Genomic DNA, 12611 nt, shown 5'->3' with positions numbered 1-12611 from the left:
CGGCGCCGCGCGCGCCCTCCGCAGGAGCCTTTTCATGTCCATATCCTTCGCATCAACCGCAGATCTCGGCCCCAAGACCGTGTCCTTCGACGCGCTCGGCGAGGGCCTCTACGCCTACACGGCCGAGGGTGATCCCAATTCCGGCATCATCGTCGGCGACGATGGCTGCATGGTCGTCGACGCCCAGGCGACCCCGGCCATGGCCGCGGACGTCATCGCGCGCGTGCGCCAGGTCACCGACAAGCCGATCCGCTACGTTCTGCTCTCGCACTACCACGCGGTCCGCGTCCTCGGCGCCTCCGCCTACGAGGGCGCCACCGTCATTGCCTCAGACGCGACACGCGGGCTCATCGTCGAACGTGGCGAGCAGGACAAGGCGAGCGAGATCGGCCGCTTCCCCCGCCTCTTTCCCGGAGCCGAATCCATTCCGCCCGGCCTCACCTGGCCCGATGTCACCTTCGGGCAGGAGATGACCATCTGGCTCGGCAGCCGCGAGGTGAAGCTGATGCATCTCGGCCGCGGCCACACCGCCGGCGACACCGTCGCCTGGGTGCCGGATTCGGCCGTCGCCTTCACCGGCGACCTCGTAGAATACCACTCGGCCTGCTACTGCGGCGACGCCCACTTCAGGGACTGGCCGAAGACGCTCGACGCCATCGAGGCGCTGGCGCCGAGGGCCGTGGTGCCGGGCCGCGGCGCGGCGCTGACGACCCCCGCCATGGTGGCCGACGGCATCCGCCTGACGCGCGACTTCCTCTCGACGCTCTACGGCTCCGTCGCCGACAGCGTCGCGAAAGGCCTGACGCTGAAGCAGGCCTTCGACGCCTGCCGCACGGCCATGGACCCGAAATTCGCGTCCTTCGCCATCTACGAGCACTGCCTGCCCTTCAACGTCTCCCGCGCCTACGACGAGGCCAGTGGAATCGAGTGGCCGGTCATCTGGACCGACCAGCGCGACCGCGAGATGTGGGCGAGCCTGCAGGGATAAGGGCGTTCAGCGCCGTCGCTGGCGTCATGCCCGGCCTCGTCCGGGCATGACGGTAACGGACCTGGCCTGCTCCAGCCCTTGGTTGGAGGTCAGCGCGCGGCGCGCTCCCACATGTTCTTCGTCACCTGGACGAAGGCGGTGGAGCGCAGGCCCGGATCCTTCATCGCCGCCGCGACCTTCGTCATCAGCGCCGAGTCACCCGAGGCGACGGCGATGTCGAGCATGATCGCCCATTCGTCGTCCGCCGGCTCCTCGCCCTTGTTGCCCGCGGCGATCTCGCGCATGCGCTGCTCCAGCCCCGCCACCCGGGCGATATAGGCCTTCGCCCCTTCCGAGGTGATGCGTGCCGCCATGGCGTCGACAGCCTCCTTCGGGCCGCGGCCGACGACGGCCCGCCAGAGCGTCTCGAAGACGACGCCGATGCGCTCCTGGTCGAAGGTCACACGGTTGAGCTCGTCGATCCGACCGAGCCGGACGAAGACCTCGCGCGCCTCGGTGACCGCGCCCCGTGCCACCAGCATCTCGACCGCGGTGTCGACGATGGTGCCGCGCACCCTTCCCGTGGCCTCCGCCGCGTCTGCCACCGCCGCCAGCTTGTCGGCGGGTAGCGTGCGCATCGGGCCGATATCCTCGTCCACCGAGACGGTCTCGTCCTCGGGCAGCTTCAGCGCCGGTCCGAAAGCGCGGATCCAGTCGGCACGACCCTCGCGCATCAGGATGCGGAGGATGCGGCTCGCCGATTCCGCGTCGGCCGCCGAGTTGAAGGCGGGCCGGGCGGCCAGCGCCTTGCGGAAGCCGTCGAGATTGCCCCCGGCCACGGCGCCCCGCAGCACCATGTCCCAGCTGTCGCGCCGGGCGGTGTCCGGATCGTCGAAGGGCGCGGTCTGGTTGGCGCGCGCACCGCGCGCCCATTCGTCGATGGAGCGGGCGATGGCCATGTCGCCGCGAGCGCCGGCCTGCAGGGCCTGCGCCATGCGGCGGGAGAAGCGGTCCTTGATCTGGCCGGCCACGGTGTCGGCGACGGCCGGTTCGCGCGCGAGCGCGACCTCCAGCATCTCGAGCCGCAACTCGTCGCGGCTGTCGCTCTCCACGAGACGGTCGATGCGCGGCAGCGCGTCGGCGATCCGGCCGGCGCGCGCCTCGTCGAGGATGAGGATCGACGGCTCCGAGAGGGCCGAGGGCTGCGGCTGGTCGAGGCCGAGCTCGCGATAGGCGCCGGCGAAGTCACCCTTGCGGGCGAGGTGCTCGGCACGCACCGGTACGATGCGCTCCTTGATGCCGTCCACCGTGGCGATCTTCGCCCAGGCCTCGTAGCGCGCCATCCACCGCTCGCGGGCCGCCAGGTCCGGATCGCTCTGCAGGAAAGCCTCGAAGGCGGCGGTCGCCGCCCAGCCCTCGGGCTCGGCGGAAGCCGCCTTGAGGGCGAGTTCGGCCGTGCAGGCCGGCACGGGAGCGGCGAGGCAGGCAGCCTCGTCGACGCTCACCTCGATAGCGTGGGGCGCCTGCGCCCGGACGGGCATGGCGAGGATCAGTGCCGAAGCGGCGACGGCCGAAAAGAGGGCGTTTCGCAGGGAGAATGTCATGTCGAGCCTCGTGTCAGGGCCGATGAGCGGGGTACAGCAGGCAGGGCACCAAAGCAACGCGCCAGGCGGTCGCGCAGTCTCAAACGGGCTCCGCGGCGCGTGCGGAGCAGCAGCCCCCGTCCGACCGGCTCGCCGCCGGGCCTCCACTCGTGTATAAGCGCCGGTCCCTGCCCTTTTCGCGGCCATGCCGCCGGGCGAGGGATCACTTTTCCGCGCGGAGCGGTTTTCGCGCGAGTGGCCGAGAGGATGAAGTGTCATGGGCGAGCGTTGGAGCCCGTCGAGCTGGCGGTCGAAGCCGATCCTGCAGGTGCCGGTCTACAAGGACCAGGCGGCGCTGTCGGAGGTCGAGAAGCGCCTGTCGGGCTTTCCGCCGCTCGTTTTTGCGGGTGAGGCGCGCAACCTCAAGAAGGCCCTCGCGAAAGTCGCAAAGGGCGAGGCCTTCCTGCTGCAGGGCGGCGACTGCGCCGAGAGCTTCGGCGAGCACGGCGCCGACAACATCCGCGACTTCTTCCGCGCTTTCCTGCAGATGGCCGTGGTGATGACCTATGCCGGCGGCATGCCGGTGGTGAAGGTCGGCCGCGTCGCCGGGCAGTTCGCCAAGCCGCGCTCGGCCGACACCGAGACGATCGACGGCGTGACGTTGCCCTCCTACCGGGGCGACATCATCAACGACATCGCCTTCACGGCGGAATCGCGCGAGCCGGATCCGATGCGCCAGGCCATGGCCTACCGGCAGTCGGCGGCGACGCTGAACCTGCTGCGCGCCTTCGCCTATGGCGGCTATGCCAATCTCGACAACGCGATGAAGTGGATGCTCGGCTTCGTCAAGGACACGCCGGCCAACGACAAATACCGGCATCTGGCGGAGCGGATCGAGGAAGCTCTCGACTTCATGCGGGCCTGCGGCATCGACCCCGAAGCCCACCCGGAGATGCGCACCACCGAGCTCTACACGAGCCACGAGGCGCTGCTGCTCGGCTACGAGGAGGCGCTGACCCGCGTCGATTCCACCTCCGGCGACTGGTATGCCACCTCCGGCCACAAGCTCTGGATCGGCGACCGTACCCGCCAGCCAGACCATGCCCATGTCGAGTATTTCCGCGGCATCAAGAACCCGATCGCCTTCAAGTGCGGCCCGAGCCTCGACGCCGACGGCCTCCTGAAGCTCATCGACGTGCTGAACCCCGAGGACAAGGCCGGCCGCATCACGCTGATCTGCCGCTTCGGCGCCGACAAGGTCGAGAAGCACCTGCCCGCCCTGATCCGCGCCGTGGAGAAGGAGGGCCGCACCGTCGTCTGGTCCTGCGACCCGATGCACGGCAACACGATCAAGGCGGCCAGCGGCTACAAGACGCGTCCCTTCGACCTCGTCATGGGCGAGATCGAGCGCTTCTTCGCCATTCACGAGGCCGAGGGCACCTATGCCGGCGGCATCCACCTGGAGATGACCGGCAAGAACGTAACGGAGTGCACCGGCGGGCGGGCAGCCATCACCGACCTCGACCTGTCGGACCGCTACCATACCTACTGCGACCCGCGGCTCAACGCGGAGCAGGCGCTGGAGGTGTCCTTCAAGGTGGCGGAGATGCTGAAGCGCCAGCGGCTGAACCGCAGCCCCGCCGTGCGCGAGGCGGCCGAGTAGGCCGATCTGCGTCATTCCATGATCAAAGGCCCGCTCCGGTTCCCGGGGCGGGCCTTCTTCGTTGGAGACGGGTGTGCCTCAGTACTTGATGCCGACGCCGGCGCGGACCGCGTGCAGCGTGACCGGCACGCCGCCGAGCGAGGGGATGCGCAGGTACTGGTATTCGGCGCGGGCGAAGATGTTGTTGGTGATCAGCGCCTCGACGCCGGTGCCCAGGGCGAAGCCGAAGCCGATCACCCCGTTGGAGGCCCGCGTCGAATTGACCAGGTCGCCATAGGCCTGCGTCCAGTCGACGGCATCGCCAGCGTCGGTGTCGATCCGCTCATAGCCGGCCTGGTAGGAAACGGACGTATTGCCGCGGGCGATGGCGAGGCCGGCGGTCATGTAGGGCATGACGCGGCCATAGGCCCAGCCGGCGCGCAGACGCGCGGTGAAATAGTCGGTCAGCGAGGCCCTCACCGTCGTGCTCTGCGAGAAGGCGTCGGTGAAGCCGGTCTGCGCGTAGAGGACCGCGAAGGGCTGGGTCCAGGTCCGCGACCCGCCGCCACCGCGGGCGATGCGGTTGTAGTCGACCTCGAAGCCGATGACCGCGTCCTCGAACTGCGCCTGGTAGCCGGCGAAGACGCCGAACATGACCGGAGTGCCGCGAACGGGATCGACGTTGATGAAGGTCGGAGCGGCAACGCCCGCCGTCGGGTTGAGGTAGTAGAGGCCGTTGAGCAGCCGCTCGGCCTCGCGCCGCGCCATGGCCTGGGTGTCGGCCGTCATGCTGCCGATGCCGCCATGGACACCGCCATAGACGCCCGTCCAGTTCGGGCCGGAATCCTCGTGGACGGGCAGCGATCCGCGCAGCGCCATGTCGGCTGCACGGCCGGCGACCGTCATGGCCAGCGACGCCGTCAGCACCGCCACACCCGTGATGAATTTCGAACGCGCCGTCATGCCGGCCTCCTCGTGAGCCCCGGCGGCGTGAAGCCAGGCTCGATAGGAGCATTCATGAATCATCAAGGTTACTGCCCGGTTAAGCGCAACAGGTTGCATCCTGTTGCAGATCGAAACCCCTGCCCCGGCCGCGCCTCGCGCCGGCCGGCCCTGCCGCCGACGCATTGAGAACGCGCCGCCCGCGCGTTACATCTCCCTCATGACCCAGACGCCCTCCTCGCTGCTCATCGCCGTGGCCCAGCTCAACCCCGTCATGGGGGACGTCACGGGCAATCTCGCCAAGGCGCGGGCGGCGCGCGCCGACGCGGCGGCGGCGGGCGCCGACCTCCTCGTCTTCTCGGAACTCTTCATCTCCGGCTACCCGCCCGAGGACCTGGTGCTGAAGCCGGCCTTCCAGGCCGCCTGCCGCCAGGCGACCGAGGCCTTGGCGCGCGACACTGCCGACGGCGGTCCCGCCGTCCTCGTCACCACGCCCTGGGCCGAGGGCGGCAGGGTCTACAACGCCCTCGTTCATGCCGATGCCGGTCTCATCCAGGCGATCCGCTTCAAGGTCGACCTGCCGAACTACTCGGTCTTCGACGAGAAGCGCGTCTTCGCGCCGGGCCCCCTCCCCGGCCCGGTCAACGTCCGCGGCGTGCGCATCGGCGTGCCCATCTGCGAGGACATCTGGGGCGAGGAGGTGGTCGAGACGCTCTCGGAGACCGGCGCCGAGATGCTGATCGTGCCCAACGGCTCGCCCTATCGCGAGAGCGTCTACGACGAGCGCATGAGCACCATCGTCGCGCGCATCGGCGAGAGCGGCCTGCCCCTGCTCTACGTCAACCAGGTCGGCGGCCAGGACGAACTGGTCTTCGACGGCGCCTCGCTCGCCGTCAACGCCGACCGGTCGCTCGCCATGCAGCTTCCCGCCTTCGCCGAGACCGTCGCGCTCGTCCGCGCCACGCGCGAGGGGGGCACCTGGCGCTTTTCCGGCCCGATCCACGGGCACGACACCGGCGACGAGGCCAATTACGCCGCCTGCGTCCTTGGCCTGCGCGACTATGTCGAGAAGAACCGCTTCCCCGGCGTGGTGCTCGGCCTCTCCGGCGGTATCGACTCGGCCATCTGCGCCGCCATGGCCGTCGATGCCCTGGGGCCCGACCGCGTCCATTGCGTCATGCTGCCCTACCGCTACACGGCGGCGGATTCGCTGAAGGACGCCTTCGACTGCGCCAAAGCCCTCGGCGTGCGCTACGACGTGGTGTCGATCGCCGCGGCGGTCGAGGGGCTGGAGGCGACGCTCGCCCCGCTGTTCCAGGGCACGAGCCGCGACATCACGGAAGAGAACCTGCAGAGCCGCGCCCGCGGCACCATCCTCATGTCCATCTCCAACAAGTTCGGCGCCATGGTGGTGACCACCGGCAACAAGAGCGAGATGTCGGTGGGCTATGCCACCATCTACGGCGACATGAACGGCGGCTACAATCCGGTGAAGGACCTCTACAAGTCCGAGGTCTTCCGCCTCTCCGCCCTGCGCAACCGCTGGAAGCCGGCAGGCGCGCTCGGCCCCGACGGCGAGGTGATCCCGGTCAACATCATCGTCAAGCCGCCCACCGCCGAGTTGCGCGAGAACCAGAAGGATCAGGACTCGCTGCCGCCCTACGACGTCCTTGATGCCATCCTGGAGCGGCTGGTGGAGCGCGAGGCCTCCGTCGCCTCGATCGTCGCGGAGGGCTTCGAGGCCGAGACCGTCAAAAAGGTCGAGCGGCTCCTGAACATCGCCGAATACAAGCGCCGCCAGGCTGCCCCCGGCGTGAAGGTGACGGCGCGCAATTTCGGCCGCGACCGGCGCTATCCGATCGTCAACCGCTTCCGCGATTCCGGCGAGCCCGTGCCGGCCCCGGACATGGCCGTGCTGAACCCCACTGCCATGCCGAAGCTGGACGTGGTGGACTTCTGAAGCCCGCTACTGCCCCAGCGTGAAGGAATAGGTCAAGCTCGAGCCGACCGTCACCTGGTTGGCGCTGCCGCGCTGGGTGACCAGCGGGGCGGCAGCGGCACTGCCCGCGAGCCGGTCGTAGGCGGCGAAGCCGGTGACGGTCCAGCCTGCGTCGAAGCGGTAGGACACCTGCGCCACCGCGCCGTACTTCATCAGCCCGCCGCGCGCCTGGTAGGGGCCAAGGCCGGAGGCGAGGCTTTCGGCGGCCGACACCGAGAAGTAACGCGAGGCATAGCCGTCGCTGCCGAAGAAGGTGCGCGGCCCCGCCGAGACGGTCCAGCGCGGCGCCGGCCGCCAGATGACGTCGGCCCCCGCATTGCCGACGAGGGCGGCGTGGCCGCCGATGCCGTGCCGCACCGCCGCCCGGAGCCGCAGCCACTCGACGGGGAAAAGTTCGGCGAAGGCGCCGGCCTCCACCGTGAAGCCGACCTCGGCGAGCCCGGCGAGTCTTGCGTCGTCGCTCGCGCGCCGCGCCCCCACCAGGCTGGCGTTCGGCCCGAGGCGCAGCCATCCGAGATCGACGATGGCGGGCGCGATGCCGTCGTCGAAGGAGGAGAAGCGCTCCGGCGCACCGGGGGCCCTCAGCGACAGGCGTGGCATGATCATCGGCCCGAGCCGGCTCGACCCCATCCACAGGGGGACCGCGGTGACGGTGCCGCCGAGCGTGACCGTCCAGCCGCGCGCGGCTTCGGGCAGGCTCTGGGATGCGGCAGGAAGAGTGGCCAGGCCGAGGGACAGCGAAGCGGTGAGAATGCGGGACAGCATGGACCTGGGGTACGCTTGAAGAGGGTGAACCGAAGGTAGGTGAGTGAGGTTAACGGGAAGCCCTGTACGGCCACCCCCGTTCATTGGATCCTGCGCCCGCACGCCGCGGAGGCTGGACCTCGCTGCGTCGGCGGGCTACTGCGACCTCTCGCAAGACCCCATCGAGGCCTTTCGCCATGACCGATCCCGAAGCCCTCAAGCGTGACGCCGCCGCCCGGGCCCTGACCTATGTCAAGGACGGCATGCGCCTCGGCCTCGGCACCGGCTCCACGGCGAAGCATTTCGTCGACCTCCTGGCCGAGCGCGTGCGGGAGGGACTGAAGGTCGTCGGCGTGCCGACCTCCGAGGTCACCCGCGCCCAGGCCGAGCGGCTCGGCGTGCCGCTGACGACCCTGGACGAGACGCCAGAACTCGACATCACCATCGACGGCGCCGACGAGATCGACCCGGCCCTGAACCTGATCAAGGGCGGCGGCGGGGCGCTGCTGCGCGAGAAGATCGTCGCGGCGGCCTCCGGGCGGATGATCGTCATCGCCGACGCCTCCAAGCGCGTCGAGGCGCTGGGACGCTTTCCCCTGCCCATCGAAGTCAACGCCTTCGGCCTCGGCGCCACCGAGCGCGCCATTGCCCGGGTGCTCGAGGCCTCGGGCTGCCCCGCCCCGCTCACGCTGCGGCGGAAGGCCGACGGCCATGTTTTCGTCACGGACGGCGGTCACATGATCCTCGATGCGGCCTGCGCGCGGATCCCCGATCCCCCGCTGCTCGGCTCCCGCCTTCACTCCGTGCCCGGTGTGGTCGAGCACGGCCTGTTCATTGGTCTGGCGTCTCTCGCGATCATCGCTTCCCCTGGCGGCGCAGAGGTCGTAGGACGTGTCTGACAAGCGAGCCGCCTCCCTCAGGCGCGGCCCCAAGACTTCCCGAGGAGTGATCCCGATGTTCGCCCGTTCGTTTGCAGCAGCCCTCGCGGCCAGCGCCCTGATCGCCACCGCCGCCACGGCGCAGACCCAGCGGCCGCCGGCACCCCTCGCCCAGGCAGCCCCGCAGGCGCCCGCCGCGGCCCCCATGCCGCCGGCCGATCACGTCGCCCTCGCCCGCCAGGTCGTCGAGCTGTCGGGTGCCTCGTCCTCCTTCGAGAACGTCATTCCCGCCTTCGTCGAGCAGGCGAAGTCGCTCTTCCTGCCGACCAATCCCGATCTCGGCCGCCAGTTCAACGAGGTCGGCGACCAGCTGAAGGCGGAGTTCCAGCCGCGCGTCAACGAGCTGATCCAGGGCATCGCCATCGCCTACGCCCAGCGCTTCACGGTGGACGAGCTCCGCCGCATCCAGGCCTTCTACCAGTCGGCCGATGGCCAGAAGCTGGTGCGCACCATCCCCTCCATCATGGAGGAGACCTTCGGCCGCTCGCAGCAGTGGAGCCAGATCGTCACCCGCGACATCGTCGCCCGCTTCCGCGAGGAGTTCGCCAAGCGCGGCATCCGTCTCTGAGCGGTCGGGCCTACTTCAGGCCCCTCGTCATGCGAAACGCGTCGGCTCCGGCCGGCGCGTTTTTCGTTGGGGCCGGTGTTCAGTCCTCGTCGGCCTTCATGCGCCAGCCGAGGCGGGACCAGAGCATCGGCCCGAGCAGAGCAAGGACGGCCACCGCGATGAGCCCGGCCGAGATCGGGCTCTGCAGCAGCACCATCGGGTCGCCACCCGCGATCTGCAGCGCGCGCCGGAGCTGCGTCTCCGCCATGGGCCCGAGGATCATCCCCACCACCACGGGCGCGATGGGATAGTCGAACCGCCGCATGCCGAAGGCGAGGAGGCCCAGGACCAGCACCAGCGTCAGTTCGACGGGCGAGCCCTTGGCGGCCAGAACGCCCACCGCGGCGAAGACCAGGATGCCGCCATAGAGCCAGGGCCTGGGGATCGAGAGGAGCCTGACCCACAGGCCGACGAGGGGCAGGTTGAGCACGATCAGCATGGCGTTGGCGATGAACAGCGAGGCGATCAGCCCCCACACCACGTCGGCCGAAGTGACGAAGAGCAGCGGCCCCGGCTGGAGATTATACTGCTGGAACCCCGCCAGCATGATCGCCGCGGTCGCCGACGTGGGGATGCCGAGGGTGAGCAAGGGCACGAGCGTGCCCGCCGCCGAGGCGTTGTTGGCCGCTTCCGGTCCGGCCACGCCCTCGATCGCGCCGTGGCCGAACTCCTCCGGGTGCTTCGACAGCCGCTTCTCCGTCGCATAGGACAGGAAGGTCGGCACCTCCGCCCCGCCGGCCGGCAGGGCGCCGATGGGAAAGCCGAAGGCGGTGCCGCGCAGCCAGGGCATCCACGAGCGCTTCCAGTCTTCCTTCGTCATCCACAGCGATCCGCGGATCGCCTCGACATGGCCCTGCGCCGCCGCCCCCTTCTGCGATGCGACCGCCATGGCCTCGCCGACGGCGAACATGGCGACCGCCACGGTAGTGACCTCGAGCCCGTCCAGGAGGTCGGGAATGCCGAAGGCGAGCCGTGCCTGGCCCGTCAGCTTATCGATGCCGACGAGGCCGAGCGCGAGGCCGATGGCAAGCGACGTCAGGCCCCTGAGGCGCGACGAGCCGAAGGTCGCCGAGACCGTGACGAAGGCCACCAGCATCAGCGCGAAATAGTCCTCCGGACCGAAGGCGATGGCGATCTCGGCGAGATAGGGCGCGAAGACGGTGAGGAGGGCGGTCGCGATCGTCCCCGCCACGAAGGAGCCGATGGCGGCAGTGGCAAGCGCCGGGCCGCCGCGGCCGGCCTTCGCCATCTTGTTGCCCTCCAGCGCCGTGACGATCGAGGCGCTTTCCCCGGGCGTGTTGAGCAGGATGGAGGTGGTCGACCCGCCATACATGCCGCCGTAGTAGATGCCGGCGAACATGATGAGCGAGCCCGCCGGGTCCATCTTGAAGGTGATCGGCAGTAGCAGCGCCACCGTCATGGCCGGGCCGATGCCCGGCAGCACGCCCACGGCCGTGCCGAGGATGACCCCGATCAGCGCGAAGAGGAGGTTCATCGGCTGAACGGCGATGGCGAGGCCGTTGCCGAGGAGGCCCAGGGTTTCCATGCCGGTCAGATCCAGCTTTCGGTGAGGCCCGAGGGCAGGGTGAGGCCGAGGAGGCGCACGAAGAAGAGGTAGACGACGAGGCCCATGGCCGCGCCGATGGCGAGGTCGACGGCCGGGCGGCGCGAGCCGAAGGCCCGGGCGGTCGCTGCGAAGAGGACGGCGCAGGCGGGGACGAACCCGGCGGTGCGGATCAGCAGGATCATCACCGCCAGTCCCCCGGCGATCCAGGCGACCGCCGTCCAGTCCGCCTCCTCGCGCGGCGGCGCCGCGCCGCGAAGCCCGGCAAGGATCGTCAGCACGCCGAAGAGCAGCAGGAGGCCTCCGACGAGGAAAGGCATCATCTGCGGCCCGAGGGTCTGGTTGCCGAAGCTGGCGCGCAGGGCCCAGGACTGCCAGACGACCACCGCTGCCACGGCGATCAGGCCGAGGCCGACGGCGACGACCGGCCGGTCGGCGGCGGCAGCAGGGGACCGGTCCTCCGGGATCATGCAGCGACGAGGCCGAGCTGGCGCAGCACGCCGGCGACCCGCGCGATCTCCTCCTTCAGGAAGCCCTCGAAGGCCTCTCCGGCGAGATAGGTGTCCTGCCAGCCCTTGGCGGCGAGCTGGTCGGCCCAGGCCTTGGACTTCGCCATCTTCTCCACCACCTCCGCGAGGCCCGCCCGCTGCGCGGCGCTGATGCCGGGCCCGGCGAAGACCCCGCGCCAGTTCTGCAGCTCGAGCGCGAAACCCTGTTCGGCAAGTGTCGGCCCGGCGAGGCCCGCGGTGCCCTTCGGCGCGGTCAGGCCGATCCAGCGCATGCGGCGGCCCTTGACGTGCTGCTCGAACTCGCTGCCGCCGCCGACCCCTACGGTCACGCGCCCCGAGAGGATGGCGGCCAGCGCCTCCCCCCCGCCGGAATGGGCGATGTAGTTCACCTTCGAGCCGTCCGCGCCGGCGAGACCGGCGAACATCGCCGCGGTGATGTGGTCGACGCCGCCCGCCGACCCGCCGCCCCAGCTGACCTTGCCCACGTCCGCCTTGAGGGCGGCGGCGAGGTCCTGCACCGACTTGATCGGCGAGTTCTGCGCCACCACCAGCGCCTGCCACTCGCCGGTGAGCCGGGCGATGGGCGTGACGGCGTCCAGCGTCACCGGCGCCTTGTTCATCAGGATGGCGCCTACCATCACGAAGCCCGAGACCATCAGCGCCGTCGGATCGGCGCGAGCGCCGTTGACGAACTGGGCGATGCCGATGGTCCCGCCGGCGCCGGCCACATTGGTCACCTGGGCGGAGCGGACGATGCGCTCCGAGGTCAGGACGCCCTGCATGACACGGGCAGTCTGGTCCCAGCCGCCGCCGGGGGCTGCCGGCGCCATGATCTTCACCTCGCCGGGTGCCTGCGCGCGGGCCGATCCGGTGGCGGCAACAGTGAGGATGGCGGTCCCGAGGGCGACGGCCTCGCGCCGGGTCAGTGATGTCATGGTCGTCCTCCCGAGACGTTGTCCGGACTTTCGCATTGCCGCCGGCCCGCCGCCATAGCGAGGACTGCGGATGCCCGCACCGCCCGGCACGGGCGCAGCTCGCGCATTTGTGTGCCGTCGGGCCTGTGATAAGCGCTAGCCGAAACCCATCTCGACGCATCCGCGCGCCGTGCCGCTTCCA

Annotated in this window: 11 protein-coding genes; 5 read left to right on the top strand and 6 right to left on the bottom strand. The window is 70.1% G+C overall.

The window, feature by feature from the left end; translation table 11 throughout:
• The first annotated feature begins 34 nt into the window (after positions 1-34).
• Positions 35-988, top strand: coding sequence for an MBL fold metallo-hydrolase (locus ACT6XY_RS00110; RefSeq protein WP_444746316.1), 954 nt, complete (start codon positions 35-37; stop codon positions 986-988).
• Positions 989-1077: 89 nt separating this feature from the next.
• Here the strand turns inward: ACT6XY_RS00110 and ACT6XY_RS00105 are convergent, their stop codons facing one another.
• Entirely contained in the window at positions 1078-2571 is a 1494-nt protein-coding gene (locus tag ACT6XY_RS00105; protein ID WP_444746315.1) for a hypothetical protein, read from the bottom strand.
• 256 nt (positions 2572-2827) lie between these two features.
• On the opposite strand from ACT6XY_RS00105, the gene ACT6XY_RS00100 reads away from it, so the two are divergent.
• A complete protein-coding gene (locus tag ACT6XY_RS00100) occupies positions 2828-4213 on the top strand; it encodes a class II 3-deoxy-7-phosphoheptulonate synthase (RefSeq protein WP_444746314.1) in 1386 nt (461 codons plus the stop codon).
• A 78-nt stretch (positions 4214-4291) separates the two neighbouring features.
• On the opposite strand, the gene ACT6XY_RS00095 is transcribed toward ACT6XY_RS00100, so the two are convergent.
• Positions 4292-5155: an outer membrane protein gene (locus tag ACT6XY_RS00095; protein WP_444746313.1), complete on the bottom strand. Its 864-nt coding sequence runs from the start codon at positions 5153-5155 to the stop codon at positions 4292-4294.
• Positions 5156-5354: 199 nt separating this feature from the next.
• Here ACT6XY_RS00095 and ACT6XY_RS00090 point away from each other — a divergent pair, with 199 nt between their 5' ends.
• Positions 5355-7094 (top strand): NAD+ synthase, encoded by a 1740-nt coding sequence (locus tag ACT6XY_RS00090; RefSeq protein ID WP_444746312.1) that lies wholly within the window; start codon positions 5355-5357, stop codon positions 7092-7094.
• A gap of 6 nt (positions 7095-7100) precedes the next feature.
• Here ACT6XY_RS00090 and ACT6XY_RS00085 read toward each other — a convergent pair whose 3' ends face one another.
• On the bottom strand, positions 7101-7898 hold the full coding sequence (locus ACT6XY_RS00085) for a MipA/OmpV family protein (RefSeq protein ID WP_444746311.1): 798 nt from the start codon (positions 7896-7898) through the stop codon (positions 7101-7103).
• 176 nt (positions 7899-8074) lie between these two features.
• Here ACT6XY_RS00085 and rpiA point away from each other — a divergent pair, with 176 nt between their 5' ends.
• The gene (gene rpiA, locus ACT6XY_RS00080; protein ID WP_444746310.1) at positions 8075-8776 is read left to right on the top strand and encodes a ribose-5-phosphate isomerase RpiA; all 702 of its coding nucleotides are present in this window, start codon (positions 8075-8077) and stop codon (positions 8774-8776) included.
• Positions 8777-8831: 55 nt separating this feature from the next.
• Positions 8832-9383, top strand: a complete 552-nt coding sequence (locus ACT6XY_RS00075; RefSeq protein WP_444746309.1) for a DUF2059 domain-containing protein — start codon at positions 8832-8834, stop codon at positions 9381-9383.
• Positions 9384-9462: 79 nt separating this feature from the next.
• Here the strand turns inward: ACT6XY_RS00075 and ACT6XY_RS00070 are convergent, their stop codons facing one another.
• Genes ACT6XY_RS00070 through ACT6XY_RS00060 form a run of 3 tightly spaced genes read right to left on the bottom strand, consistent with a single transcriptional unit; the run spans position 9463 to position 12430 of the window.
• Positions 9463-10968 carry a tripartite tricarboxylate transporter permease gene (locus ACT6XY_RS00070; protein ID WP_444746308.1) on the bottom strand — a complete coding sequence of 502 codons (1506 nt, stop codon included), beginning with the start codon at positions 10966-10968 and terminating at the stop codon, positions 9463-9465.
• 5 nt (positions 10969-10973) lie between these two features.
• Positions 10974-11456 carry a tripartite tricarboxylate transporter TctB family protein gene (locus ACT6XY_RS00065; protein WP_444746307.1) on the bottom strand — a complete coding sequence of 161 codons (483 nt, stop codon included), beginning with the start codon at positions 11454-11456 and terminating at the stop codon, positions 10974-10976.
• On the bottom strand, positions 11453-12430 hold the full coding sequence (locus tag ACT6XY_RS00060) for a Bug family tripartite tricarboxylate transporter substrate binding protein (RefSeq protein WP_444746306.1): 978 nt from the start codon (positions 12428-12430) through the stop codon (positions 11453-11455). Before ACT6XY_RS00060 ends, ACT6XY_RS00065 begins: the two co-directional genes overlap by 4 nt.
• Positions 12431-12611 lie beyond the last annotated feature (181 nt).

Source organism: Phreatobacter sp. (genome assembly GCF_052440005.1).
Taxonomy (GTDB): domain Bacteria; phylum Pseudomonadota; class Alphaproteobacteria; order Rhizobiales; family Phreatobacteraceae; genus Phreatobacter.
This window is presented reverse-complemented; position numbering and strand designations above follow the sequence as displayed.

Excerpts from the sequence above, each read along its gene's own strand:
- ACT6XY_RS00110 (WP_444746316.1), top strand. The coding sequence starts at position 35 with ATGTCCATATCCTTCGCATCAACCGCAGATCTCGGCCCCAAGACCGTG.
- rpiA (WP_444746310.1), top strand. The coding sequence starts at position 8,075 with ATGACCGATCCCGAAGCCCTCAAGCGTGACGCCGCCGCCCGGGCCCTG.
- ACT6XY_RS00105 (WP_444746315.1), bottom strand. The coding sequence starts at position 2,571 with ATGACATTCTCCCTGCGAAACGCCCTCTTTTCGGCCGTCGCCGCTTCG.
- ACT6XY_RS00060 (WP_444746306.1), bottom strand. The coding sequence starts at position 12,430 with ATGACATCACTGACCCGGCGCGAGGCCGTCGCCCTCGGGACCGCCATC.
- ACT6XY_RS00065 (WP_444746307.1), bottom strand. The coding sequence starts at position 11,456 with ATGATCCCGGAGGACCGGTCCCCTGCTGCCGCCGCCGACCGGCCGGTC.
- ACT6XY_RS00085 (WP_444746311.1), bottom strand. The coding sequence starts at position 7,898 with ATGCTGTCCCGCATTCTCACCGCTTCGCTGTCCCTCGGCCTGGCCACT.
- ACT6XY_RS00070 (WP_444746308.1), bottom strand. The coding sequence starts at position 10,968 with ATGGAAACCCTGGGCCTCCTCGGCAACGGCCTCGCCATCGCCGTTCAG.
- ACT6XY_RS00100 (WP_444746314.1), top strand. The coding sequence starts at position 2,828 with ATGGGCGAGCGTTGGAGCCCGTCGAGCTGGCGGTCGAAGCCGATCCTG.
- ACT6XY_RS00095 (WP_444746313.1), bottom strand. The coding sequence starts at position 5,155 with ATGACGGCGCGTTCGAAATTCATCACGGGTGTGGCGGTGCTGACGGCG.
- ACT6XY_RS00090 (WP_444746312.1), top strand. The coding sequence starts at position 5,355 with ATGACCCAGACGCCCTCCTCGCTGCTCATCGCCGTGGCCCAGCTCAAC.
- ACT6XY_RS00075 (WP_444746309.1), top strand. The coding sequence starts at position 8,832 with ATGTTCGCCCGTTCGTTTGCAGCAGCCCTCGCGGCCAGCGCCCTGATC.